24 protein-coding genes, 6 tRNA genes and 1 pseudogene are annotated in these 26,149 nt (G+C 45.9%); 2 read left to right on the forward strand and 29 right to left on the reverse strand.

Features of this window, described 5'->3' with window-relative positions; all coding sequences use genetic code 11:
* Positions 1 to 6: 6 nt before the first annotated feature.
* The 23 genes and pseudogenes from SATMO3_RS20565 to SATMO3_RS20675 form a co-directional block, all read right to left on the reverse strand.
* Positions 7 to 639: a cyclodeaminase/cyclohydrolase family protein gene (locus tag SATMO3_RS20565; RefSeq protein ID WP_371371609.1), complete on the reverse strand. Its 633-nt coding sequence runs from the start codon at positions 637 to 639 to the stop codon at positions 7 to 9.
* 203 nt (positions 640 to 842) lie between these two features.
* Positions 843 to 890, reverse strand: a pseudogene (locus SATMO3_RS20570) (KxYKxGKxW signal peptide domain-containing protein); the annotation flags it as partial.
* Between the two features lie 15 nt (positions 891 to 905).
* A complete protein-coding gene (locus tag SATMO3_RS20575) occupies positions 906 to 1,751 on the reverse strand; it encodes a UbiA-like polyprenyltransferase (RefSeq protein WP_371371610.1) in 846 nt (281 codons plus the stop codon).
* Positions 1,744 to 3,204 carry a menaquinone biosynthesis decarboxylase gene (locus SATMO3_RS20580; RefSeq protein WP_371371611.1) on the reverse strand — a complete coding sequence of 487 codons (1,461 nt, stop codon included), beginning with the start codon at positions 3,202 to 3,204 and terminating at the stop codon, positions 1,744 to 1,746. The genes SATMO3_RS20575 and SATMO3_RS20580 overlap by 8 nt, the downstream gene beginning before the upstream one ends.
* A gap of 37 nt (positions 3,205 to 3,241) precedes the next feature.
* Entirely contained in the window at positions 3,242 to 3,925 is a 684-nt protein-coding gene (gene tatC, locus SATMO3_RS20585) for a twin-arginine translocase subunit TatC (RefSeq protein ID WP_371381763.1), read from the reverse strand.
* Between the two features lie 171 nt (positions 3,926 to 4,096).
* Entirely contained in the window at positions 4,097 to 4,306 is a 210-nt protein-coding gene (locus SATMO3_RS20590; RefSeq protein WP_371371612.1) for a twin-arginine translocase TatA/TatE family subunit, read from the reverse strand.
* Positions 4,307 to 4,421: 115 nt separating this feature from the next.
* Positions 4,422 to 5,207 carry a FadR/GntR family transcriptional regulator gene (locus SATMO3_RS20595; protein ID WP_371371613.1) on the reverse strand — a complete coding sequence of 262 codons (786 nt, stop codon included), beginning with the start codon at positions 5,205 to 5,207 and terminating at the stop codon, positions 4,422 to 4,424.
* 19 nt (positions 5,208 to 5,226) lie between these two features.
* A complete protein-coding gene (locus tag SATMO3_RS20600; RefSeq protein WP_371371614.1) occupies positions 5,227 to 6,201 on the reverse strand; it encodes a polyprenyl synthetase family protein in 975 nt (324 codons plus the stop codon).
* A 79-nt stretch (positions 6,202 to 6,280) separates the two neighbouring features.
* Entirely contained in the window at positions 6,281 to 6,529 is a 249-nt protein-coding gene (locus SATMO3_RS20605; RefSeq protein ID WP_371371615.1) for a 4Fe-4S binding protein, read from the reverse strand.
* Positions 6,530 to 6,541: 12 nt separating this feature from the next.
* Complete coding sequence (locus SATMO3_RS20610) at positions 6,542 to 7,258, reverse strand: 2-oxoacid:acceptor oxidoreductase family protein (RefSeq protein ID WP_371371616.1); 717 nt, start codon at positions 7,256 to 7,258, stop codon at positions 6,542 to 6,544.
* Positions 7,259 to 7,262: 4 nt separating this feature from the next.
* Positions 7,263 to 8,033 (reverse strand): thiamine pyrophosphate-dependent enzyme, encoded by a 771-nt coding sequence (locus tag SATMO3_RS20615; RefSeq protein ID WP_371371617.1) that lies wholly within the window; start codon positions 8,031 to 8,033, stop codon positions 7,263 to 7,265.
* A 20-nt stretch (positions 8,034 to 8,053) separates the two neighbouring features.
* The gene (locus tag SATMO3_RS20620; RefSeq protein ID WP_371371618.1) at positions 8,054 to 9,130 is read right to left on the reverse strand and encodes a ferredoxin oxidoreductase; all 1,077 of its coding nucleotides are present in this window, start codon (positions 9,128 to 9,130) and stop codon (positions 8,054 to 8,056) included.
* Positions 9,131 to 9,399: 269 nt separating this feature from the next.
* Positions 9,400 to 11,031, reverse strand: coding sequence for an L-lactate permease (locus SATMO3_RS20625; RefSeq protein WP_371371619.1), 1,632 nt, complete (start codon positions 11,029 to 11,031; stop codon positions 9,400 to 9,402).
* Between the two features lie 415 nt (positions 11,032 to 11,446).
* The gene (locus tag SATMO3_RS20630) at positions 11,447 to 12,355 is read right to left on the reverse strand and encodes a phosphate butyryltransferase (RefSeq protein WP_371371620.1); all 909 of its coding nucleotides are present in this window, start codon (positions 12,353 to 12,355) and stop codon (positions 11,447 to 11,449) included.
* Between the two features lie 7 nt (positions 12,356 to 12,362).
* Positions 12,363 to 12,848 carry an AsnC family transcriptional regulator gene (locus tag SATMO3_RS20635; RefSeq protein WP_371371621.1) on the reverse strand — a complete coding sequence of 162 codons (486 nt, stop codon included), beginning with the start codon at positions 12,846 to 12,848 and terminating at the stop codon, positions 12,363 to 12,365.
* A 41-nt stretch (positions 12,849 to 12,889) separates the two neighbouring features.
* Positions 12,890 to 13,339: an Lrp/AsnC ligand binding domain-containing protein gene (locus SATMO3_RS20640; protein ID WP_371371622.1), complete on the reverse strand. Its 450-nt coding sequence runs from the start codon at positions 13,337 to 13,339 to the stop codon at positions 12,890 to 12,892.
* A 70-nt stretch (positions 13,340 to 13,409) separates the two neighbouring features.
* Positions 13,410 to 14,042, reverse strand: a complete 633-nt coding sequence (yihA, locus tag SATMO3_RS20645) for a ribosome biogenesis GTP-binding protein YihA/YsxC (protein ID WP_371371623.1) — start codon at positions 14,040 to 14,042, stop codon at positions 13,410 to 13,412.
* Entirely contained in the window at positions 14,035 to 16,356 is a 2,322-nt protein-coding gene (lon, locus tag SATMO3_RS20650; protein ID WP_371381764.1) for an endopeptidase La, read from the reverse strand. Before lon ends, yihA begins: the two co-directional genes overlap by 8 nt.
* Positions 16,357 to 16,570: 214 nt before the next feature.
* Positions 16,571 to 18,265, reverse strand: a complete 1,695-nt coding sequence (gene lonB, locus SATMO3_RS20655; RefSeq protein WP_371371624.1) for an ATP-dependent protease LonB — start codon at positions 18,263 to 18,265, stop codon at positions 16,571 to 16,573.
* Between the two features lie 188 nt (positions 18,266 to 18,453).
* Positions 18,454 to 19,716, reverse strand: a complete 1,263-nt coding sequence (gene clpX / locus SATMO3_RS20660) for an ATP-dependent Clp protease ATP-binding subunit ClpX (RefSeq protein ID WP_371371625.1) — start codon at positions 19,714 to 19,716, stop codon at positions 18,454 to 18,456.
* A 12-nt stretch (positions 19,717 to 19,728) separates the two neighbouring features.
* Positions 19,729 to 20,334 (reverse strand): ATP-dependent Clp endopeptidase proteolytic subunit ClpP, encoded by a 606-nt coding sequence (clpP, locus tag SATMO3_RS20665; protein ID WP_371371626.1) that lies wholly within the window; start codon positions 20,332 to 20,334, stop codon positions 19,729 to 19,731.
* A 23-nt stretch (positions 20,335 to 20,357) separates the two neighbouring features.
* Positions 20,358 to 21,647 carry a trigger factor gene (gene tig / locus SATMO3_RS20670; RefSeq protein WP_371371627.1) on the reverse strand — a complete coding sequence of 430 codons (1,290 nt, stop codon included), beginning with the start codon at positions 21,645 to 21,647 and terminating at the stop codon, positions 20,358 to 20,360.
* 242 nt (positions 21,648 to 21,889) lie between these two features.
* A tRNA-Gly gene (locus SATMO3_RS20675) sits at positions 21,890 to 21,964 on the reverse strand.
* Positions 21,965 to 22,143: 179 nt separating this feature from the next.
* Between SATMO3_RS20675 and SATMO3_RS20680 the strand changes: the two genes are divergently transcribed.
* The gene (locus tag SATMO3_RS20680; protein WP_371371628.1) at positions 22,144 to 23,391 is read left to right on the forward strand and encodes a radical SAM/SPASM domain-containing protein; all 1,248 of its coding nucleotides are present in this window, start codon (positions 22,144 to 22,146) and stop codon (positions 23,389 to 23,391) included.
* Positions 23,392 to 24,056: 665 nt separating this feature from the next.
* Here SATMO3_RS20680 and SATMO3_RS20685 read toward each other — a convergent pair.
* A complete protein-coding gene (locus SATMO3_RS20685; RefSeq protein WP_371371629.1) occupies positions 24,057 to 24,635 on the reverse strand; it encodes a hypothetical protein in 579 nt (192 codons plus the stop codon).
* A 149-nt stretch (positions 24,636 to 24,784) separates the two neighbouring features.
* Here SATMO3_RS20685 and SATMO3_RS20690 point away from each other — a divergent pair, with 149 nt between their 5' ends.
* Positions 24,785 to 25,030: a hypothetical protein gene (locus tag SATMO3_RS20690; protein ID WP_371371630.1), complete on the forward strand. Its 246-nt coding sequence runs from the start codon at positions 24,785 to 24,787 to the stop codon at positions 25,028 to 25,030.
* A gap of 135 nt (positions 25,031 to 25,165) precedes the next feature.
* Here SATMO3_RS20690 and SATMO3_RS20695 read toward each other — a convergent pair.
* The 5 genes from SATMO3_RS20695 to SATMO3_RS20715 form a co-directional block, all read right to left on the reverse strand.
* Positions 25,166 to 25,248 (reverse strand) — tRNA-Leu (locus SATMO3_RS20695).
* A gap of 146 nt (positions 25,249 to 25,394) precedes the next feature.
* A tRNA-Lys gene (locus SATMO3_RS20700) sits at positions 25,395 to 25,470 on the reverse strand.
* 242 nt (positions 25,471 to 25,712) lie between these two features.
* Positions 25,713 to 25,788, reverse strand: a tRNA-Lys gene (locus SATMO3_RS20705).
* A gap of 95 nt (positions 25,789 to 25,883) precedes the next feature.
* A tRNA-Gln gene (locus SATMO3_RS20710) sits at positions 25,884 to 25,959 on the reverse strand.
* A 16-nt stretch (positions 25,960 to 25,975) separates the two neighbouring features.
* Positions 25,976 to 26,051, reverse strand: a tRNA-His gene (locus tag SATMO3_RS20715).
* Positions 26,052 to 26,149 lie beyond the last annotated feature (98 nt).

Consider the following 26,149-nt stretch of genomic DNA (forward strand, 5'->3'; position numbering starts at 1 on the left):
TTCCTCCTATTTTTTTATTTTGTTAAGTACCAGTTCTAAAGTAGCATCTGCGATCTTGGAACCTTCAGCAAGCAGCTGTTCCATTTCCGCACGGTTTTTATTGACATATTCCTGATCTTTTATGGTATTGAGATTAATTACGACATTGAGCATGCCGCTAATCAAAGCAGACTTCAGGAATACTACGCCACAGCCGACATCCGAGATAGCCAGGTTGGTGCCGATCTGCCCCATACGTTCATGAATTTTAATACCTTCAAAGCATTTGCGCATAATCTGCATTGGCCCGTCACAGGCATCTTTTGAACACTTTTCCATAACCTGTTCTTTATAAGCAATCTGCTCCGGAGTGTCTTTCGGTAAGCCGTAGGCTTTGGAAAGAGGTTCGAAAACGGCGGCATCTTCATCAACCAAAGCTTTTAACTCGGCAATAACCTTGTCGCCTTTAGCGATGAGTTCTTTGACTTCATCTTCTACTTCGGCATATTTCTTTTTGCCTACAGTCAAATTTCCGACCATGTTGGAAAGAGCCATGCCGATTGCACCGCCAAGGGCTGCTGCACCGCCGCCGCCCGGTACCGGAGCTTTAGAGGCAAGCACTTCCAAAAAATCGGAGCAGGATTGGTCTAACATACTCATGATTTTTTTATCCTCCCACTTGTCCGTTTTACTCGAAATAACAAACAGTTAAAACTTAGACGCATTAACTTGTTTGTTATTTCACATACATTCCAATGGAAAAAATTCGCTTTTTATTCTGAAATTCCTGCTTGTTTTTAACTATTCAAAAAAAATATTATTGTTGAAATTTGTCGACAATTATATAATATACAGAAATCTCCCTAACAGAAAGTTAGGGAGATTTTAAGCCATCGTTTTTTGGATTTGCGAGAATAGTTGCTCCTTTATGGTAGAGCGAAAAAAGTAAAAATAAACAACAAAATACTAACCAAGCCGTTGCGCATAAAATAACGCTGGGTAACCTGACTCAGATCTTCCGGGCTGACTATGGAATGCTGATACACTAACACACAGGCTGCCAGTATCACACCGGCAAAATAAATAAGCTGTAAATTCAGCATCAGGCCAACAGCCGCAAAGCCGGCAACACTGACGAAATGCATTAATCTTGCCAGTCGTAATGCCCCCCGGACACCAAAGCGGACCGGCATAGAATTCAGCCCTTGCGCTTTATCAAAGGCCACATCCTGGCAGCCGTAGATAACATCAAAGCCTGCAATCCACACGCCGACAGATAATCCCAAAAACAATACTGCGGAAGAAATGTCCCCCCTGACAGCCACCCAGGCACCGATCGGCGCCACCGACAGCGCCAGCCCCAAAACCAGATGACAGGTCCAGGAAAGGCGTTTCATATAGGGGTAGATAACAAACGGAATAAGCGCCAGCGGCCAAAGCTTAAGACATAAAGGATTTAATTGGGAGGCAGCCAGCAAAAACAGCAATAAACTTACAATAATCAGCAAAATTGCCTCCCATGGTTTCACCTTGCCGGTAACCATGGGGCGCTGTGTGAAACGGGGATGTAAACGGTCATATTTTAAATCTATGAAATTATTGAGAGCCAAGGCCGCACTGCGGGCCCCAATCATGGCCAAGGTAATCCATAAGAGGTCATGTCCGCTTGGCAAACCACCTGACGCTAAAAAAGCTCCCATATAGGCGAACGGCAGCGCAAATACCGTATGGGACAAAGCAATATTATCGAGATGGGACTTTAATTTACTCAAGACCTAACGCCTTCCATTTAGCGTCAACCATTCGTTTTACGTCTTCCGACATAGTAATCTCGTCAGGCCATTCACGGGTTTGCCCCTCTTGGGGCCAGGATTTGGTCGCATCAATACCTACTTTTGTCCCCCAGTTAGGCATCGGCGAGGAATGATCAAGCACATCAAGGGGTCCGTCTACCATAACAATATCGCGCCGGGCGTCAATATTATTAAACACCCGCCACCACACTTCATTCATATCCTGTATATTAACATGGGCGTCCACGACAATAATCATTTTAGTAAACATCATCTGCCCCATTCCCCAGATAGCGTGCATTACTTTTTTGGCATGCTGGGGATAACTCTTCTTAATTGAAACGACAGCGCAATTGTGGAATACGCCTTCCAGCGGCAGATTAATATCAATAATTTCCGGCAGTTGAGTTTGCAAAACAGGCAAAAAGATACGTTCTGTAGCCTTTGCCAGGAAACAATCCTCCATAGGCGGCTTACCAACTATTGTTGCCGGATAAATGGGGTTTTTCCGGTGAGTTATGCAGGTAATGTGGAAAACCGGATAATTGTCGGCAAGGGAGTAGTAGCCGGTATGATCGCCAAAAGGCCCTTCTACTCTAAGCTCATCCATATTCACATAACCTTCAAGAACAATCTCTGAACCTGCCGGCACTTCAACGTCAACCGTCTCGCACTTAACCATCTCAACTGATTTCTTCCTCAAAAAACCGGCGAAAACCATTTCATCAATATCTCGCGGCAATGGCGCAGTAGCGGAGTAGGTAATCGCAGGATCACCACCAATCGCAACAGCCACTTCAATCTTATCTTTGCCAAGCTCCCGGTGAGCGCGAAAATTTTCGGCGCCGTTCTTGTGAATATGCCAATGCATACCTGTTGTCTGATGGTCAAAAACCTGCAAACGGTACATACCGACATTTCGTTTGCCGTTAATTGGGTTTTTCGTAAATACCAGCGGTAAAGTAATAAACCGTCCGGCATCTCCCGGCCAGCATTTTAATATCGGAAACTTTTCCAAAGATGGCTTGTCTTTAATTATAACCTCTTTGCACGGGGCACTTTTCACATATTTAGGAAAGTTAACGGCTCGCTTGGCAGACGGAATAATCTTAACCAAATCCAACTTATTCTGTAAGGAAATATAGGGAAGTTTAAGTATTTGTCGTATTTCCTGGGCAATATCATCTATTTTTTCGACACCAAGCGCTAAAGCCATTCGCTCCATGCTGCCGAAAGCGTTCATAAGCACCGGCATGTCATAGCCTTTTACATTCTCAAATAATAAAGCAACATTCTTATTTCCCTGCATTTTGGAGACCCGGTCGGTAATTTCGGTAATTTCCAGTTCACAATCGACAGGCTGACTAATTCGTTTAAGCCAACCGCGCGATTCCAATGCAGCAATAAATTCCCGCAGGTCATTATAAGCCACTTACAATGCTCCTTTCAAGCTATGAGGTAAAAAACTGCTACTTCCGCAATACATATTTTACAATCAGAATACTAATTTCATATAACAAAATCACCGGAACCGCCACCATAGTCTGTGAAAAAACATCAGGAGTCGGCGATATAACCGCCCCGATTACGAAAGACATAACAAGAACCAGCTTGCGTTTAGCGGTCAAAAAGGCTGAACTGATAATGCCCAATTTGGCCATTACCAGTATAAACAACGGCAGCTCAAAGATAAAGCCAAACGGCAATAAAAATGAGATAACGAAAGACATGTATTGTCCAATCGAAAACATGGGCTGCAGGTTATCGGTGGCAAAGCCCATGAAAAATTTTATGCCGGCAGGCAAAACAAGATAGTATGAAAAAATCAAACCAATAAAAAATAAAATAATTGACGCCGGAACTAAGAATATCCCGGCCGAACGTTCCTTATTGGTCATTGCCGGAACGATGAACGCCCATAGCTGATACATAACAATGGGTAAGGCGCAAAGAAAACCGGCAAAAAAAGAAACCTTCAAGTATGTAAAGAATGCTTCGGCCGGGTTCATATAATAAAGTTTGCCGGCCGGAGCGGTAATCAGTGCAGTGATTTCAGCCGCATAGAAATAACAAACAATGCTGCCTGTAGCAATAGCGGCAATGATTACAATGATACGGCGGCGAAGTTCCTCAAGATGACCAATGAGTGACATGGCCCCTTGCGTTTCATCCTTTTCAGCCTGTTCTGTTTCGGTGGACGCTTCCGCTTCCCCGCCGTCATCGCGGATCACCTTGTCACTGTATACTACACCGGTATTTTCAGCTGTCTGAGCGACCGGTTTACGTTGTTCCTCATCACTCGTATACTCTGGCATCTAACACCCTCACTTTTTCTCGTCAGGCTGTTTGCTGTCGGGTTTTGTCTCTACTTTTGCAGGTTCTTCCTTGGGGCTGGTAATGTCGCTGCTTGCCCGTCTAAATTCCTGAATTCCCTTGCCAATCGCCTTGCCAACTTCCGGTAGCTTTCCGGGACCAAATACAATCAGAGCAATTACCAATATCAAAACCAATTCCGGCATGCTGAAACTAAACATAAATTCCATCCCCCTCTTCATATTGAACACTTATATTATACCTGCCAGTCCCAAAAAACACAATGCTGCACACTACTCGCAAAAATACGGCTACCTCAGTATGCCTTTAAGACAGTTACGAAGGAAAGCCGTAATCTTCGTGGGGAATATGCAATGTTTTTGCGTCGCCCCGCTTTTTCGGGGTATTGATATGATGTCCTTCTTTAATCTTAATGAGGAAAGTTTCAACCATACTGAGATGTTCTTGCATTTTTCTCTTGGCAAGCCGGGGATTGCGGGCCGCAATTGCTTCATAAATCTCATAATGCGATTGATGCAGCAATGTCGGCATGTTGTCTATCAAAAAAAGTTTCTGCCGCGAGGTACGGAAGGTTTTTGTTAACAGGTCGGAAATAGCGTTCATTAGTCGTATTAAAATAGGATTATTGGCCGCCTGCGCAATAGAAAAATGAAAGGCCGCATCTCCCACTTCGCCAATCCCGCCGGCACTGACTTCATCCAGCATACCGACAAGCGCTTGCTGTATAGCTTCGAGATCTTTAGGCGTAGCTCTTTCCGCAGCTAACGCCGCAGTTTCTATTTCGAGAATTTTGCGTACTTCCAGCAACTGAACAATATCGTCAAATTCAATTTGCAGAAAAAACGCCAACGGCTCAATCATGCCCTCATACGAAACCTGTTTGACGAAGCTCCCCTCACCCGGCCTAATGGTAATGATTCCCATGATTTCCAAGGCACTAAACGCTTCCCGTACAGACGCGCGGCTGACGTTCAGCGTTTCAGCAAGTTCCCTTTCAGATAGCAGCTTATCTCCCGGCTGCAGCTTACCATCAATAATAAGCTTTTTAATTTGTCCAATAATTTCTTCATAAACTTTTTTTGTTTTAACAGGCTTAAACATACGGCCCTCCGCGGTAATGCTAGAATTTTCGCAAGCCCACAAAGTCAGCTACCGACAATAAAGAATCTCTGAGAGAGCCATTTAATGTTACCGGCAAAATGTTCCGTGCATGCTGTAAAAAATGGTTTACTTGCGCATAACTGTATTCAATAGCATCTGCTTCATGAACAATCTCCAGACCACGCTTTACATCAACATCAGACATATTCTGTTTGGTAACTATACTTCTAAGCTCATCCCGGTGCGGGCTGTTTTTTAACGCGTAAATTACCGGTAAGGTTACAATTCCCTGGCGCAAATCGTTGCCTACTGGTTTTCCGAGCTGCTCAGCAGAAGCAGTAATATCCAATATATCATCTGTGATTTGAAAAGCCATCCCTATAGCGTAACCATATTCGCGGACTTGTGCTGTATCTCCTTCATCAAGTCCGCCGGACATAGCGCCTAGTTCGCAACTGGCGGCAATAAAGTCAGCCGTTTTCTGGGATACTCTGAGACGGTAATCAGCTTCATCCTGATCCGGATTAAAAGACTCGCGCAACTGAACAATCTCACCTTCACACATGCTGCAGATTACATCGGTCAGAATCTTCAGCATTTTCTTTTCTGCTCCCAAGGCTATTGCGGAAAACGCTTTGGCGAAAAGATAATCCCCGGTTAACACTGAGCTGTGATTATCCCAGCGAGCGTTCGCAGTTTGCCGGCCACGTCGTGTCGTAGCATTATCAATAACGTCATCGTGTACCAAAGTCGCCATATGAATAAGTTCAATGGCTACAGCCATTGGCAAGAGTTCCTCCTGCCTGGGGTTTCCCCCCCGGGCACATAACAGGTACAAAGCGGGCCGCAGACGTTTACCGCCCGCCTGTACCAGATGGGTACTAATATCATTCACCAATTCAACCGGCGATTGTATTATAGTATACAGTTCCTGTTCAACAGCGACAAGGTCGTCTTGAATTATACCAAAAATGTTGTTGGGGAATTTGCTCACTAGATAATCACCTACAAGACAAAATCTGTTTCTATAATACACCATTTTACCAGTAGTAGTCTACAAGGTTAGTAGTCTTTTATTTATTTTTTTCCACGCGAATGGCGCAATCCGGACATACCATCTGGCAAATGCCACAAAGAATGCACTTTTTCATATCGGCTTCAACACGGGGCGTACCGTATACTCCCAGGTCTTCCGACCAGGTTATGCATTTTACCGGACATTTCTCGATGCACAGACCGCATCCCTTGCAGAGATTAGGGAAATTAGCCCAGAGGCCTTTTTCGCTGTCATATTTTGCAGATTTCCAAATAACTTTAGACATTTTTCCCCCTCCTTACATAGCACTCTTGATTAGTTGATAGCCACGTTCCAAAGCTTTAAAGTTCATGTCCCGCAGTTCAGGATTTTGCTTGAATTTCTCACCCAGCTTTGTTTCCAACGCCTGTTTAATACTATTCATAGGCAGCACTTCGGTTGCGGCAATCACGGCTCCCAGAATAATGATATTAAATACCCTGGGATGCAGTTCATTTTTAGCAATATCGTTGGCAGGGATGGCTACAACCTTTTTCACTTCAGGAATTTCATCGGGGTCTACCCCGGGGCCCGGCTTGGTGTAGGAGCAGGTCTTTGGCTCACCGGCAATCATGTCCTGGGGCAAGTCGGCATTAGGCGCCTCGGCGGTCGGACATGGCGGCGTTACATCAAAATACTGAAGACCAACTATATTATCATTTACTTCGCCTTCCTGGATTAAGGAATTATCATAGATATACACGGTGTCTTGGCCTGCATACATTTTAGTGCGCTGCACCGCACGCGGGCTGACCGGAATAAGAATGTCAGCTTTTTGAAACTTGGGAGCGCCGATTTCACCATCACTGACTTGAACAAACGCGATAGAAACACCACCGCGCTGCTCGACACCAAAATTCGGAATATATAAAGCGTTTTTGCCTTCTTCATTGGCAGCTTCGGCTAAAATTTCCGCGATCGACTGAACACCTTGGCCACCTTCACCAGCTATTGCTACTTTAATAACTTTTGCCACGTTTTTAGCCCTCCTTTACTTGCGGCGTACGAAGTTCACCGACTTTAAAGTATTGAGCCATGTCTTTTTCGACGAATTCCCAGGTTTGTTTGGCATTGGTACGCCAGTTCGTCGGACAGGAGGATAGGCATTCCACAAAAGAAATACCTTTGCCATCGATTTGATTTTGCAGGGCTTTTTTGATAAAACCTTTAAGCTGGCGGACATTGGCGATAGTGCCGCGAGCGACATACGCCCCCTCAGGCGCCACAGCCGCAACCATTTCCGGTCCCTTGGTGGGTTGTCCGGTCTGTTCTACATCACGGCCATATGGCGTTGTTTCCGTTTTCATGCCCGGCAATGTAGTCGGTGCCATCTGACCGCCCGTCATACCATAGTTACAGTTGTTGCACAATATGATAGTAATCTTTTCTCCACGGACAGCCGCGTTAAACAGATGCTGCGATCCAATCGCATAACCGCCACCGTCCCCCATGTAGGCGACGCCAATTATATCGGAGTTGGCCCGCTTCATGCCGGTAATTACCGGGGTTGTCCGGCCGTGGTGAGTCTGTACAGTATCCACATTGAAGAAATCCCAGGCCAGTAATGAACAGCCAATATCACAGCCGAATACCATCTTAGCCTGGATGCCTAGTTCGTCAATAGCCTCACCAAGACATTTCAGAATAATTCCGTGGCCGCAGCCAGGACAAAATTTATGCGGTTTAGTTTCTTCATTCCAGCTTGAAGGTATTGCCGGCTGAAGAATGTCATTTTCTTTAAGCTCTTGCATGGTAGTCCTCCCTCCTGTTTTTACAGTTTGTTATATTCTTCAAGAATTTCTTCCGTAGTAATGCCTACACCCGGACGAAGCATGGGCACAATGGTAATGTTGCTACCGTAAATTTCATGTTGCACCAGTTTTAAGAGCTGACCATAGGCGGATTCGGCGAGAAGCAGTTTCTTTGCGCCTTTAATAGCATCCTTTAATTGTTGACCAGGGAATGGTCGAACACTTATCGGCCGGAAGTAGCCAACCTTTTTGCCCTCAGCCCGCAGTTGATTGTAGGCAGTCAGCGCAGCACGCGACACAATACCATGCGTCAGTAGAATAACTTCGGCATCCTCGCAGCCCTGAGCATCCCACTCAACCACTTCCCCCGCCATTTTATCCCAATCCCGCTGATTTTTCATGACAACTTCGTATAGCTCATCTTCCGTATTGTAAGTATTACGTAAATGTTTGAAGCCGCGATCCGGCTTTTCAGTATCACCCAGGAGGGCTTCCGCGTTCACCAGTTCCATACCTTTTTCTGCCGGATCATAAATAGTTAAAGGCTCACGCATTTTTGCCTGATAGCCATCGCCGAGAACAAATGCCGGAAAACGGTATTTCCAGGCCGCGTTGAAGGCTTTGATTGTATAATCAAATAACTCTTGATGGGTAGCAGTCGAATATACAATACGGTGTCCTTCGCCATTACCGCCAAAGGTCGTTAGTAACGTTTCCTGCTGAGCATAAATAACAGTAGCTGTGGACGGACCGCCACGCTGTTGGATTATGTATACGATGGGCAGCCGCATCATTTCCGCCATACCGGCCGATTCTTGCATAAGCACATTGCCGGGACCGGCTGTCGCCGTAAACGCTTTTCTTCCCGACATAACACCGCCAAGAGTTGTAAAGCCTGCCGAGATCTCATCTTCCGTCTGGAGAAAGCGTTTGTCGTATTTGGGAGCAAGCCTTGTCCAATAATGCATGATTTCATTTTGCGGTGTAATTGGGTAGCCATACATAATATCGGCTTTAGCTGCTACCGCAGCCCAGGCACACACCTCATTGCCTGTCATGAATACTCTCTGTTCACCTTTCAGTGAAGCTTCGGCCATAAGAGCACCTCCTGAAAATATGTATCCTAGTAAATTCAGCCGTCCAGGCTGAGCACTTATATACTCAGGCCATAGCCTGACTGCTGCCCATATCTATATATGGACAACAGTCAACCCACGGAAGTGAAAATACTCTTCCTACTTTTAAATTGACAATTATTCGCAATATACAAACTTTTTTCGAGATAGATGAAGGTGGGGAGTTTATCCCCACCTTCATATCATACCCAGTAAAGTAAAATTCTATATACTAGGTTACTTTTGACTTTCTACGGTATCATCCAGGTCAAAATATACGCTTGGGCATAGGTCATCAACCCAACGATAATAGCTAACACCAGCGAGTGCATTACAGTAAAGCTGAACAAATCGCCTTCTTTGCCGACTAAGCCGGTAGCAGCAGTAGCGACCGCAATACTTTGCGGTGATATCATTTTACCGGTAACACCGCCCGAAGAGTTAGCAGCAACTGTTAATACAGGATCAACCCCAACTTGCTGAGCGGTAACCGCTTGCAGGTTGCCGAAAAGGGCATTCGCGGAAGTGTCCGAACCGGTCAGGAATACGCCAAGCCAGCCCAGGAAGGCAGAGAAGAAGGGGAAAAAGCTGCCGGTTCCGGCGAGGAACAGACCAAGCGTCGAACTCATGCCGGAGTAGTTCATAATATAAGCGAGGCCAAGAACACAGGGAATGGTGATAAGCGGCTTGGTCAATTGCTTGAAGGTTCTTACAAAAATGCTACAGAAACGGGACGGGCCAACGCCAAGAATCATTGCGGATATGACACTGGCAATGAATAAAGCTGTACCGGCGGCACTCATCCAGTTAATTTTGTATAAGGCAGCCATTGCGGTCGGTTTTTTAGCAATAGGCGCCACTTGCATAACAACCTTGTCCAAACCAGGAACAAGCCATTTTATAGTAACAGCTTCCAGGACTGCCTGAACGGGTTTCAAGCCCCAGAGAATAACCATTACAGTCAAAATAATGAAGGGTGACCAGGCTTTTAGTATCGTTCCGAAGCTATAGCTCGGCAGACTGGTAGCCGTTGCGGCAGCCGCTTTTTCATCGGCAAAACGCCAAATTTTGACCGGTTTCCATACTTTTAGGAAGAGAGCCAGGGAAATAATAGCGGCCAGTGAGGACAAGATATCGGGAAGTTCCGGTCCAAGGAAGTTAGAAGAAAACCATTGCAAGGAAGCGAAAGAAATACCTGCTACCAAACAGGCAGGAAGCACTTCCATGGTGGATTTCCAGCCAGACATAAGCACAATAAGCCAAATTGGTATAATTACCGATAAGAACGGCAACTGACGACCTACCATGGCGCTTATTTTCATAGTATCAATACCGGTTACCTGTCCGGCAACAATAATGGGAATACCGATACCGCCGAAGGCAACCGGCGCAGTATTGGCAATCAGGCAAAGCCCGGCAGCATACAGCGGGTTAAAGCCAAGACCAACCAGCATGCCTGCTGAGATAGCAACAGGAGTACCGAACCCAGCCGCGCCTTCCAGGAATGCGCCGAACGCAAAAGCTATAAGCAGGGCTTGTAAACGGCGATCATCTGTAATTGTTGCAATTGAATTTTTAATAATTTCAAATTGACCTGTTTCAACGGTCATATTGTAAATAAATATAGCTGTAATAACAATCCAGAATATAGGGAATATTCCATACAGGGCACCCATACCGGTGGCAGTAATAGCAGTAGCAACAGGCATTTTATAAGCCAAAATTGCTACCAGCAAGGCGGAAATTGTCACGCAAAGACCGGCGATTTGACCCGGAGTACGGCGAATGGCCAGCAAATAAAAAATAATGATCATTGGAATTGCGGCCATAAACGCCGATAAAGCAAGATTACCCATCGGGTCATAAACTTGTGTCCACGTCATATTTACACCCCTTATTATTAATTTAACTTATCAGCTTATATCCTGTTCATTCAATCTCGGATTCCGCTTTCCCCCACCCCCTTTATCTGTTTACACCACCTCTGTCCGAATAGTACCATAAATATCCTCAATTTCCACATAGTGGTCTTGAGGACAGGTGGTCTGACCATCTTACCTCTGAAATTATTCTACCTCCTCTAGCAAAATCCTTCTCAGCATTGCAAATATTTACAACTTTTTATTAAGTTTCTATTTTCACAAAATTAAGCCGTTTCCTGCCTGTCCTTCTCCCTGAGATTACATGCATTCACTGCCTTATCAGGTAGTTTTCCGGGCGATAAAAAGGAGAGCTATATTCTCTGGCTAATGTAATAGGACAGCACCAATTGGTGCTGTCCTATTACATTTATTTACATTATCCAAGAAGCGCTCCCATGGCAATTGACATGAGTTTTGCTTCATATGTATCAGCCCGCGATGTAACCACCACCGGTTTTGCTGCCCCTAAAACCAAGCCCGCAATCTTGCTCCTGGCAATATAAACCAGCGATTTACCAAGTATATTGCCTGCTTCGATATCAGGTGTAACCAAAATATCCGCCATGCCGGCAACAGGGCTTTTTATTCCTTTATGTTCAGCAGCTTCAATGCTGATAGCATTATCAAGCGCCAAAGGTCCATCAACAATGGCATCTTGAATCTGACCGCGTTCGGCCATTTTCGCTAAGGCAGCCGCTTCCAGCGTTGCCGGCATATCAGGGTTAATTACTTCCACAGCAGCCAGGATGGCAACCTTGGCCGGGCTGATTCCCAATACTTTCGCCAATTGAACACTGTTTTGAATGATGTCGGCCTTTTGCTGCAAGGTGGGTGCAATATTCATGCCGCCGTCTGTTATCATCAGTAACCGTTCAAAGCCCGGTACTTCATATACAGCGGTATGACTGAGCACCCGCCCTGTTCGCAGTCCAACTTCCTTATCAAGCACTGCTCTTAGTAAATCAGCAGTATTAATTAAACCCTTCATCAAAACGTCAGCTTGCCCGCCAGACACCAGATTCACGGCACGGTAAGCGGCTTTGCGGTCATCCGGCTCATGAACCATTTGAACCTCATCCAGGCTGACCCCCAATTTATCAGCCGTAACTTTGATTTTATCGATATCTCCTACCAGCGTAAATTCGGCGATTTTTTGTTCGCGCGCTCCCTGGACTGTTTCCAGAACGGCATCATCCTGGGCAACAGCAACAGCCACCCGTTTCGGGGCTTTGTCTTTCACTGCGGCAAGTATGTCTTCAAAGCTTTTAAGGGCTTTACCATTCAATTCCCGTTCACTCTCCTTGCACATATTCCGGGAAATAACTCATACTGGTTTTTTTCCATTCCCGTGTACTGAACAGCAAAATATAACGGTCCAGACCCGCAGTTTGTGCTAGTTCAGCAGCCAGTGCCCGGCACTCCTCGCGGGTATGAGCGTGCAGCATGGTATAAAAATTATAAGGCCAATTCGCTTGGGGAATACGGGCATAACAATGGGTAACCGCCCGGAAGCCTGACATAAGCCGGCCTGCCTCAGGCAGCCGTGACTCCGGCACAATCCAGGCGCATAAGGCATTAGCAGCATACCCGACCTCTCTGTGCTTTAAAACGGCTCCCATTTTCCGCAACTGTCCTGATTGACGGTACTTGTTAAGTCTGTCCAGGAGTTCCTGTTCACTTATACCAATTCTGGCCGCCAATACTGCATACGGCTCAGCCACTAATGGAAAATCCCCCTGCAAGACAGCAATTATTTTTTTATCCAGGCAGTCTAACATAAAGCCACCTCACCTGCTCGAACAAATTAATCCAGTTATTCTCATAAATTAAACTCTACACTGACTTTATATTTTTCTATAGCCGGTAGACTAAGCAAGCCTTCAACCCCCTCCAGAATGCGGATCGACTCTAAAATCCGGTCCTGCTCAGCCTGATTTGGGGTAAGCAGGGTAAACCAAAGGTTGTATTCACCCTCGCGTTCATAGTTATGCGTTACACCTGGATAGGCATTAATAGCCTTGGCAACATCGGCAACTTTTTCTGTCCGTACCTTAGCTGCCGCCAGCGTACTTACATATCCCAAATAAGCAGAATCAAAAAAGGCACCGAAACGCCGAATATAACCCTGCTCTTTTAGGTAATTCAAACGCTCAAGAACAGTTTTCTCATCCACGTTGAGCAATTCAGCCACCCTGGCAAAAGGCCGTGATTCAAGCGGCAGCTTGGTTTGAATAACATTTAACAGTTTTTTGTCAAAATGGGTCAGCATGCATAGCCTCCTGGCTTTGACAGAATTAAGTAAAGGGACAGCCGGCTGCTGTCCCCTCCGTGTAACATTATCATTTTAACAAAATATTCTTGATGACGTCAAGAAGTTCATTTCGTCCGTCACTATTAACCGCTGAGTAGGCTATAATCCGCCCATCCGGATTTAACTGCGGCAGGCTAATGCCTGCGCTGATTGTGCGCACATGCTGCTGAATGCGGCTCTTGGCCAGCTTGTCGGCTTTAGTTGCTACCACCTGAACAGTAAGGCCATGTTCTATCAACCAGCGGTAAACGTTGATATCGCTTTCCATAGGCGGGTGACGAATATCTATTAGTTGACACACCAGTTTTAACCGTGTGGATGTCATCCAATACTCCTCGATAAATTTCGACCAAGCGGCACGGGATGTTTGCGCTCTTTTAGCATAACCATACCCGGGCAAATCAACAAGCATGAATTCGAGCCGCGAATCATCCGGCAGCTTGCCGGTAATCCTGAAGTAGTTGATAGTCTGAGTCTTACCCGGTGTACCGCTGGTGCGGGCCAGGCCATTACGCCGGCAGAGAGAATTGATAAGTGAGGATTTCCCGACATTAGACCGGCCTATGAAGGCAATTTCCTGCAAATCACCTTCAGGATATTGACTGGTATTAACGGCAGTAGCGACATAGCTGGCATTCACAACATTAAACGAATCAGTCATTACTTGGCACCATAGCAGTTTTGAGAACTTCATCCATATGCTCGACAAGAATAAACTCGAGATTTCGTTTCACATTGGCCGGGATTTCATCGATATCCCGCTTGTTTTCTTTCGGCAACATGACTTTCTTTATGCCTGCCCGGTGAGCGGCGAGTACTTTTTCCTTAATTCCGCCAACAGGCAATACCCGGCCACGGAGAGTAATCTCCCCGGTCATGGCCATATCGCTGCGAATAGCCCTGCCGGTTAGCGCCGAAGCTACGGCAGATGCCATTGTAATACCGGCTGAAGGTCCGTCTTTGGGAATAGCGCCTTCAGGCAGATGGATATGAATGTCCAGTTTTTCATGGAAATCCTCTTCAATACCTAGCTCTTTGGCCCGGGAGCGGATATAGCTGAACCCGGCCTGCGCCGATTCCTGCATCACCTCGCCTAACTGACCGGTCAGGGTAAGTTTCCCTTTACCTTTCATAGTAGATATTTCAACAGCCAGCACATCCCCGCCCACTTCGGTCCAGGCCAAACCAGTGGCTACCCCTACTTGATTGGTTTGCTCAGCCTGAGCATGCCGGTATTTAGGAGCGCCTAAGAACGTATGCAGATTTTGTGCTGTAATTTTGATAGTGGGTCCTTGATCCTGAACGATTTTGCGCGCTGCTTTCCGGCATAGGTTGGCAATATTCCGTTCCAGATTTCTGACACCCGCCTCACGGGTATAATCCCGGATAACTTTTTGAATGGTTCCTTCAGAGAAAGAGATTTGTTTGGCGGTTAGCCCGTGATCGGCAGTTTGCTTGGGAATTAAGTAGCGTTTGGCAATTTCCACTTTTTCCTCTTCAGTATAGCCGGCTATGCTGATTACTTCCATACGATCCAATAGCGGCCGCGGTATATTATGCATAACATTGGCGGTTACTACCCAGAGCACCCTGGATAAATCGTATGGCAATTCAATGTAATGATCACTAAAGGAATTATTCTGCTCAGGATCAAGTACCTCAAGCAATGCGGAGGAAGGATCGCCGCGGAAGTCGGCGCTCATCTTATCGATTTCGTCCAGGAGAAAGACCGGATTCTTAGATCCGACTGTGCGCATGCCTTGAATAACCCGCCCTGGCAAAGCTCCCACATAGGTACGGCGATGGCCTCTGATTTCAGCCTCGTCACGGACACCGCCAAGTGATACCCTGACAAACTTGCGCTCCATGGCCCTGGCGATAGAACGCGCCAGAGAAGTTTTACCAACACCGGGCGGACCGACAAGACACAAAATCGGACCTTTCATTTTTTCTGTCAGTTTACGGATAGACAGATATTCCAGAATACGTTCCTTAACTTTTTCCAGTCCGTAGTGATCCTCATCAAGTATTCCTTCGGCTATGCCAATATCCAGCCGGTCTTCTGTCTCGGTAGTCCACGGCAGAGTCAGAAGCCAGTCGAGATATGTACGAATAACACCGCTTTCAGCCACCATTGGCGGCATTTTTTCTAAACGGTCGATTTCTTTATTTATTTTTTCTGCGACCTCTTTGGGCAAATTTTGTTCTTTAACCCGCTGGCGGTACTCTTCCACCTCAGCAGTACGTTCATCTTTTTCTCCCAGTTCTTTTTGAATAGCTTTGAGCTGTTCGCGCAGATAGTATTCTTTTTGCGTCTTCTCCATCTGCTTGCGAACCCGAACGTGAATCTTTTTCTCAAGCTCAAGAATTTCCATTTCCCGTCCCAGAATTTCACATAGTCGTTCCAGCCTCTCGGTAATTCCTACGGCTTCCAGCAGGGTTTGTTTGTCTTCAATTTTAAGTGATAAATGACTGGCGATCAGGTCTGTAAGACGGCCGGGTTCTTCCACTACAACTACCGAAACCAAAGTCTCAGGCGGAATTTTTTTACTTAATTTGACCCATTGTTCAAACTGATTAATTGCTGTACGGGTAAGGGCTTCAACTTCCGGAGTCTTGGGCTCAACTTCGGTAAACTCGCGAATTTGAACCTGATAATAAGGGTCAAAGCTGATAAATTCCTGAATTTCACCCCGGTATAGTCCTTCCACCAGCACCCGGATAGTTCCTCCTGGCAATTTCAGTAATTGCTTAATTTCAGCGACCGTACCCACGGTAAAAATATCTTCAGGCTGCGGCGAATCATTCTGGGCATCCTTTTGTGTAGCCAGCATAATCAATCTGTCCTGGACCATTGCTTCCTCCAGGGCGCTGATTGATTTTTCCCGGCCAACATCCAGATGAATAATCATATAGGGAAATACTAAAATGCCCCTTAGCGGCAGGAGTGGTATTGTACGCCGTTTATCTGCCAACATTGCTTCCTCCCTTCGGTAACCTGCGGTGAATAAATTCCTAAGTAATAGTAGTTTCAACACCGCTATTTAAAATATTCTGAGTGAGTGATAAAAATCCTCTTATTTCCTAAATAAAGAAAACACACGTCAAAGGCGAATGCGTACAACTAATCAAGCAGAGGGAACTTTCGCGGCAGATAATAACAGCCGGGTGATAACCCGGCTGAAGAAGTTACACTTTATCCACACCAGCGGCAACCAGCACATCTGGCATCACGGCCGGCATATCTGGTCTAAGCACTTCACCAGTCTTAACCATGGCGTATTTTAGCACCTGTTCAATCGTCTCAACCGGAATAACTTCAATTTCCATATCTTTATATAACTCCTGCCAATTCTCTTCAGGAATTATGACCCTTCGCGCTCCCGCCTGTTTAGCAGCCGCTATTTTGGCACTAACACCGCCTACTGGCTTTACCAACCCTCTTATAGAGATTTCGCCGGTCATAGCAACGGTATTATCAATTGGCACATTATTTACCGCAGAATAAATAGCCGCTGCTACCGTTACTCCGGCTGAAGGACCATCGACCGGAATCCCTCCCGGAAAATTCACATGTATGTCAAATTTGTGATATTCTAACCCAAATTCCTTGGCTAATACGGTAAGTACATTATCCAGCGAACCTTTGGCCATACTCTTGCGGCGCATTGTCCTACCTGGTGAGCCGATTTCTTCTTCATCCACAACACCGGTAACCGTCAGTTTGCCTGTTCCATAATTATTGGGGACTGCTGAGACTTCCAGTTCCATAAGCATGCCAATATTCGCACCATATACAGCTAAGCCGTTTACTACACCAACCTGAGGCTTTAATGGGATCTTCTTCTCCGGTCGCGGGCTGTATTGACCAAAATTGATAACCCACTCGACATCTGCCTGGGTAATGCTACGCTCGGTTTTGCCACTGCTTTGGACTATCCCTGCGGCAATCTGGATAATATTTACTGCCTCGCGCCCGTTCGTGGCGTAGCGTTTAATCACCTCAAGCGCGCCATCACCAATTTGATAGTCAATCTTTTTGGCTGCATTGAGTGCTACTTTGGCAATTTCATCAGGCAATAACGGCCGGAAGAATATTTCAACACACCGGGAGCGAATGGCAGGCGGGATATCCTGCGGCATGCGGGTCGTAGCCCCAATCAGTCGAAAATCGGCAGGCAAGCCGTTCTGAAATATATCATGAATATGCTGAGGAATATTAGCATCCTCACTATTATAATAGGAACTATCAAGAAATACTTTGCGGTCTTCCAGCACCTTCAATAGTTTATTCATTTGGATATGGTGAAGTTCGCCAATCTCATCAATAAAAAGCACACCGCCATGCGCTTTGGTCACTGCACCTGCTTTGGGCTGAGGAATACCTGCCATCCCTAGCTGACCGGCGCCTTGGTAAATAGGATCATGTACTGTGCCAATGAGTGGATCGGCAATCCCCCGTTCATCAAATCTGGCGGTTGTAGCATCCAGCTCCATAAATTGGGCAGCTATTTTAAAAGGTGAGTACCCATTGCGTCTTGCCTCATTGAGCACTAAACGCGCCGCCGCTGTTTTACCGACACCTGGGGGGCCATAGATTAGTACATGCTGCGGGTTAGCGCCGCATAGTGCCGCCCGTAGTGCTTTTAACCCCTCTTCCTGACCAACTATTTCGGAAAAGTCGGTTGGCCGTGTTTTTTCAGCAAGTGGTTCGGTTAAGGATATCTCCCGCATTTTTTGCAGTTTGTCCATTTCTTTTCTGGATTCACGCTCTACCGCAATTTTGTTTCCTTGCTGCGATTTAAGCAAGTTCCAGAAATAGAGCCCGATAACCACAGCAAAAAACAACTGAATCACACTGATAATATTGACAGCATAATCCAAATGTAATGAACCTCCTTCCCCGGGCAAAATTTTTAAGTGTTTCTTCACTTTCTTGAATCTAGTATAGGCAATAGAGACTATTTTATCCTGGCAAAACCCGGCAAGCTAGCGCATAAAAACACTATGTATAATGAGATTAACGGTCTTTTTCCTGACAATAAAAAGGAGCCTTACGGCTCCTTAAAAATTCAGGCAGATTCTTCTTTTTTCTTACTTTTTCGCTCAACAGCTACCAGCATTGGTTCCTCTTTGTTGACAACGACTTCCCTGGTTACAATGCATTTTGCGATATCGGTACGTGAAGGAATGTCATACATCACGTTACGCATAATGCCTTCAATGATAGCACGCAGTCCCCGCGCCCCGGTATTACGCTTTAAAGCTTCGGCGGCGATTGCTTTTAATGCTTCCTCTTTAAACTCAAGTTGTACGTTATCGATTTCCAGGAACTTCTGATACTGTTTAACAAGCGCATTCTTAGGCTCAATCAATATACGCACCAGCGCATCCTCATCAAGGGCGTCAAGCGTAACAATTACCGGCAGACGTCCCACAAATTCAGGAATAAGCCCGAATTTAAGAAGATCTTCAGGCAGTATATTCTTAAGCATTTCACCCAAAAGTTTCTTTTCTTTGCTACGGACTTCCGCACCGAAACCCATTGACTTCTTGCCTGTCCGCGCATTGATAATCTTATCAATACCGTCAAAAGCACCGCCGCAAATAAACAAAATATTGGTTGTATCGATTTGGATAAACTCCTGGTGTGGATGCTTACGCCCGCCCTGCGGCGGCACGCTGGCTACCGTACCCTCCAGGATTTTAAGCAGAGCCTGCTGTACGCCTTCACCGGAAACATCCCGGGTGATGGAGGGATTTTCTGACTTACGGGCAATTTTATCAATTTCATCAATGTATACAATGCCTTTTTCGGCTTTTTCCACATCATAATCAGCAGCCTGAATTAGCTTTAGGAGAATATTCTCCACATCTTCGCCAACATAGCCGGCTTCTGTTAATGAGGTGGCATCCGCGACAGCAAAGGGGACATTGAGAATCTTAGCCAGGGTTTGGGCCAAAAGCGTCTTGCCGCTGCCAGTTGGTCCAAGCATGATGATATTAGACTTTTGCAGTTCAACATCATCCATTTTAGCACCAAGATTAATTCGTTTGTAGTGATTGTACACAGCCACAGCCAGCGACTTTTTCGCTTCTTCCTGACCTATGACATACTGGTCTAAAATGTCCTTTATTTCTTTCGGCTTAGGAACATCCCTAAGCTCAACATCCATATCCTCGCTTAGCTCTTCTTCGATGATTTCATTGCACAACTCTATGCATTCATCGCAAATATATACGCCAGGACCGGCAACAAGCTTCTTTACTTGTTCCTGTAGTTTGCCGCAAAAAGAACATTTCAGTTGACCTCTGTCATCACCGAATTTCAACATATTACCACCTCTCTACTTAGGAGTCTCCTTTTGTCTGTCACCCCGAACCACAACTGCATCAATGAGGCCATATTCTTTTGCTTGTTCACTAGACATGAAGAAATCCCGTTCGGTGTCGTTTTGGATTTTTTCCAGCGGCTGACCGGTATGATGGGCTAAAATACCATTTAGATGTTCCCGCATACGGAGAATTTCCCTAGCGTGAATCTCTATATCAGTAGCTTGCCCTTGTGCACCGCCAAGCGGCTGATGAATCATAATTCTGGAGTTTGGCAATGCATAACGTTTACCTTTGGCGCCGGCGGCAAGCAGTAAGGCACCTGCGCTAGCAGCCTGCCCCATGCAGGTGGTGGTGACATCTGGTTTAACATATTGCATAGTATCATACATAGCCATAGCAGCTGTTACTACACCGCCAGGACTGTTGATATACACGTGAATATCCTTCTCAGGATCTTCCGATTCCAGAAACAACAACTGCGCAATAAACAAATTGGCGACATTGTCGTCTATCGGCCCCCCGATAAATACAATACGGTCTTTCAGCAGCCGTGAGTAAATATCATATGCCCGCTCACCACGGTTAGACTGTTCAACAACTATTGGCACATAAGGCATAATTATCACCTCGAACCCAAAATTTATTTTGCTGTTACACTGTCGATTACAAGCTGAGCAGCTTTTTTCCGGAGAACTGAATCCCGGAGTGCTTGGAATCGGCCGGTCTCACGAATTACTTTCGCAATTTCTTCAACCGTTGTTTGATAATTCTCCGCCATAGATACGACTTCCTGCTGCATCTCCTCAGGAGTTGTAGTAAGATTTTCAGCCTTAACAACGGCTTCCAATACCAGATCGGTTTTTACATTGTATAATGCTGACTCGCGATAGTTATTGCGGAGGGCTTCCATATCCATTTTAGTATATTCAAGATATTTATCAAGTTTCATGCCGCGCTGCTGCAGATTGATATCAAAATCCTGAATCATATTGTCAATTTGCGTTTCAACCATTACTTCCGGAATCTCAAGAGATGCGTTATCAACAGCAGCCTTGATTGCGGCCGTACGGAACTCACGTTCAGCTTTTGCTGCAGCGGCCTGTTCTAACTTATTCTTGATATCGGCTTTTAATTCCGCCAGAGTATCAAAGTCACTGGTTTCTTTTGCAAATTCGTCATCAAGCTCAGGCATTTCTTTCCGCTTGATATCATGAATATTTACGGTGAATTTAGCGGCCTTGCCGGCCAATTCGGCTACGAAATATTCTTCAGGGAAAGAAACGCTGACTTCACGCTCTTCACCTGACTTAGCGCCTATCAGTTGATCCTCAAAGCCCGGAATGAAACTGCCGGAACCGATCTCCAGCGGATAGCTTTTGCCTTCGCCGCCATCAAATGGAACACCGTCAATAAAGCCTTTAAAGTCGATAATCGCCAAATCTCCTTTTTGGAGTTCAGCATCTTCCACAACTACCATTTTTGCGTTACGGCTGCGGTTTGTTTCAAGTTCTTTATCAACATCGGCATCGGTAACTTCTGCAACAGTTTTTTCTATTGCCAGTTCCTTATACTGACCTAATGTAACTTCAGGTTTCTTAACAACGGTTGCTTTAAATACCAGCGGCTGATCTTCTTCTAAAGTAACAACCTCGATCTCCGGGCGGCCGACAGGCTCAATTGCCTGCTCTGCCAATGCTTTATTATATGCTTCAGGAGCCAGAATTTCAAAAGCTTCATCCAGGAGCGCTTCTTTACCGATGCGCATTTCAACCACTTTACGCGGAGCCTTGCCTTTGCGGAAACCAGGAATGTTGACTTGGTTAGCCAGCTTGCGGTAAGCTTTTTCCAGAGCCTTAGCCACCTCTGCTTGAGGTATTTCAAGATTGAGTATCGTTTTATGATTGTCTATTCTTTCCGCTGTTACCTTCATTTATGTACTTCCTCCTTATTAAATTAAACTGCTGACACAGCTCTAATTAATTGTCAACATAGTCCCTTACCACAGTATTCCCATTATTGACGTAAATTTATGGTTGTCCTGGTGCAGCCTTTACATTCCGGCCAGTATCCATAATTTGCAGCAATGTCATGCATAATATCATACCATAATTAATCAGCAAAGACAAGATATGCACAAAAAACCCAGCGAATAATGCTGGGTTTTTGGGTGTATGGAGCGGAAAACGAGATTCGAACTCGCGACCCTCGCCTTGGCAAGGCGATGCTCTACCACTGAGCTACTTCCGCATTGGGGATAACAACAAACACTATTATATACGTTAACCTATCATTTGTCAACATTAAATTACCCACTAAAGCAAATACAACTAACACCTGCCAGCCGGCTTGCATATTATGTAGAAGGATCATTAAAATGCATCCAATTTTCAGTACAAAAAGTGCCGCTATAAAGGGAGGCTGTCCAGTTGTATTTTTACTTAAAAAAAGAGTGCAGGCTTGTCGAAGGCAGTACCCGGGGTGCCATCTACGATTTTTCCTCAGGACGGGTTTATTCTATCAACCGCGGAGCTGTCGAGCTTCTCAAAGCATGTCAGGATACATCTGTCAAGGACATTATGGATATTACTCTTGCAGATAATCAACGGTACCTTGAATTCCTCGACAATCTAACCAACAAAGGCCTGGGCGCAACGTACACTACACCGCAAAAGCCATATCCGGCAACCGGTTTACCTGTTCAACAACATAACCTGGAGTTTGTCTGGCTGGAAATTACATCAACCTGTAATAATCGCTGTTTGCATTGTTATTCGGCCAGCGGCCCAACTACAGCTACCGATTGCGTACCTCACAGCCGCTGGCTTGAAATTATCACTGAGGCTCGTCAGGAAGGAGCCTATGCTATTCAGTTGATTGGCGGTGAACCGCTACTATATCCCAAATGGCGTGATTTAGTAGTAAAAGCTCACGAAGAAGGTTATGAACTCATAGAAATTTTCACGAATGCCACACTCGTCAACGACGACTGCATCAATTTCTTTAAAGAATACGATGTCAGTATTGCAACCACGATTTATGCCAATAACGCCCCTGTTCATGACACGGTTACCCTGCATCCCGGTAGTTTTGACAAGACCATGACGGCAATAAAAAAACTACTGGCGAAAGGCATTCCCCTTAGAATGGCCTCCATCATTATGAAGGCCAATGAGCATGAAGCAGAAAACATCATGAAGCTTTGTACCGATCTAGGAGTAGAGCCCGCACCTCCTGATGTTGTCCGTCCTACCGGCCGCGGCGATGATTTGGGATTACTGCCTGAAGCCTATACCAAACCACCTATCAGACCGCCTTTTTTTACAGATCCTGAATCTTTTGCCAAAGCACATACCGCTCATGGCTGCCTGGCGGGCCGGCTGGCCATTACCGCAACAGGGGATGTAATACCCTGTATTTTCGCCCGTGACCAGGTGTGCGGCAGTATACTAGCCATGCCGCTGAAAACCATACTTAACAGTCAGCCACTGATCACATGCTGGCATACCACCAAAGACTGTATAGAAAAATGTCGTGATTGTGAGTTCCGCTACGCCTGCGCCGACTGCCGACCACTGGCACAAGGTCAGGATCCGCAAAAATGCTGGCAGGCAGCACCTGCGGATTGTTCCTATAATCCCTATACAGGAAAATGGGAGGATGATAAAAATGCCTAATGATAAGTACAAAAATCCTAAATGGGAAAATCCCGAATTAGATGAATGGGACGATGATTCTGACGAAGAAGAATTTGATGACCGCGTTGGAACCGTAGGTTGTCGGCCAAGCTGGAGTCCCTGCCGCCCTAACCAGTCAGTAGGCTGTCAACCGAGTTGGAGCCCCTGCCGCCCTAACCAGTCAGTAGGCTGTCAACCAAGCTGGAGCTCCTGCCGCCCTAACCAGTCAGTAGGCTGTCAACCAAGCTGGAGCCCCTGCCGCCCTAACCAGTCAGTAGGCTGTCAACCAAGCTGGAGCCCTTGCCGCCCTAACCAGTCAGTAGGCTGTCAGCCGAGTTGGAGCTCCTGCCGCCCTAACCAGTCAGTAGGCTGTCAACCGAGTTGGAGCTCCTGCCGCCCTTCCAAACCTATCGGCTGCCGTCCTTCCTGGACGCCTTGCTGGCCCCGTCAATGAAATGCGCACCGTTGTTCCCCCGATAAAGCAGACTTAGCTTTAGGCGGGGTTTTACCCTCATCTGAAGCTAAGTCGTCGGATAAAGATCTTCCCTGCCCCTACGCAGCATCCTGCTGCAGACAAAAACTAAGGCACTAAAAGTAGCGCCTTAGTTTTTTAATTTGTTAAAAGTGCAAGCTTCTGCTGCCATAAGAACAAATAGGCTGCCGCTTTATAATTTGAACGTGCGGCCAATTGTCGAAAAAAAAGCAACATGCACAGCCGCTATTAGCGCCCCTGTGAAATCAGCTATCAGATCAAGATTGGTATCCAGCAGGCTTGGTTGGCTAGGCACCTGCGGCCGGGCCACTAAGTCCCCGATAAATTCACCGATCTCATAAACCGCCCCAATGCTTAGCCCTATTAAAATTACCAGCAGACAATTAAACGCACGGCTCACAACCGGGTGCAGCAACCGGTGCAGAATAGTAAAAGCAAACAGCGAGAAAGCGTAGCTGCCATAGACATGCTGAATTTTGTCAAAAACCGATGACGTAACATACAAATTTAAGTACAAACCGATAAAACTATCGCTAAGAACAGCCACCATTACAAGCGCCCGGATGTAATTGGGCACTGTCATATTATATTTTAGTTCAAAAAAAGAATAAATTGTCCAAATAGAGGCCTTTACAGCAATATTCTTTGCATAGTCATAACGGCCCTGTTCTGCTAACACTACAATTAAAATAAGCAATCCAGCCAGGAAAATTCCCGTCAAAAGCAAGTTGTTCCTGTTGTAGTTGGTCAAAATCGTTCCCCCCAGATCTTTATTATTATCCACTCTTAACGACAATAAACAAATACTATTTCCGGATTTCCAGTATTCCACTTTAAGGAATTCCATGTTATAATATAAAGTATCAATGGATAATCATTCTAAACCAAGGAGGGTAAATTATGCGAGCCAGCGTGACTAAAGATTTCTTTCTCAGTCAAACTCTCCCTATAAGAAAAACAGACCGGATAGCTATTTCCGCTTATGGCGGCGATCTTTCCGGCACCAGTTTAGGCAGTTCCGAGAACTTCCGCATTCCTGCACATGTTTTTGAGCCCGGGCAGGTTATTCTCACGCCCCAGGAATGGCGAAGCCTGCTTGCCAGAGTGCAAAACTGGCCTGCAAACATCGGAATTATTAATTTATAGCTCCTCGTCTCTGCCAAATACCTGCCTTAAGCAACACTATCAAAGCCGAAATCTACATTTAAATAAACTCCGTACATTTTTTCTTTGGCATATAAAAACGGCCTACAGGTTAAGCCTGTAGGCCGTTTTATGAATTGGTGCGGGAGAAGGGACTTGAACCCCCACGGTCACCCGCCAGATCCTAAGTCTGGTGCGTCTGCCAATTCCGCCACTCCCGCATATGATATTAACTTATTGCCGCAGATGATATCTTATCATAGTATAATACTTTGTGTCAATAAGAAACTTACGGAACATCCTGTTTGCACCTGCAGCCGGCAATACACTGCCCTTGCTTGATGCTCACACCAAGCGGCCGGTAGAATGGTGACCCACGATGGACTCGAACCATCGACACCCTGATTAAAAGTCAGGTGCTCTACCGACTGAGCTAGTGGATCATTGAGTGAATAAGCCAACTGTTTATCCGACGACTAACCCGCCCTAAGGCTCTCATTTCTACAAGCGAGAGTTATACCCCTACGGGCACAGGCGAGTGGTCGCTAAGTCTACTTTAGCTTAAGGAATACTCCCATTGAGTCTCAGCCGGAGAAAACTCAGAGCTGAGCAGGCAACTGAAAGCAGCCAATCGTACAAGTTCTCATGAGCCTTCACAACTCATGAGAACTTGATTCACAGCTTATGGTGACCCACGATGGACTCGAACCATCGACACCCTGATTAAAAGTCAGGTGCTCTACCGACTGAGCTAGTGGGTCGACGTATAATGATGTTCCTCGCTATCGCTTGGAACTAAGCGATTCACATAGGTTTCCGCGTCGCTATCGCTCCTAAAAACCTAGTTCTCTGCTTATGGCAGGGGCGGCTGGACTCGAACCAACGCATGACGGAGTCAAAGTCCGTTGCCTTACCGACTTGGCTACGCCCCTACAAATGAAGTTAAAATGGGGTGACTAGAGGGGATCGAACCCTCGAGTAACGGAGCCACAATCCGCCGTGTTGACCGCTTCACCATAGCCACCATTATCCATTGTCGCTAACGACAGAATTCATTCTATCATACCACTATCCTTATGTCAAGCATAATGATTTGACTCTCCTTTGAGCTTTTTTTGTATT

The sequence above is a fragment of the Sporomusa aerivorans genome (genome assembly GCF_041428895.1).
GTDB classification, from domain to species: Bacteria; Bacillota; Negativicutes; order Sporomusales; family Sporomusaceae; genus Sporomusa; species Sporomusa aerivorans.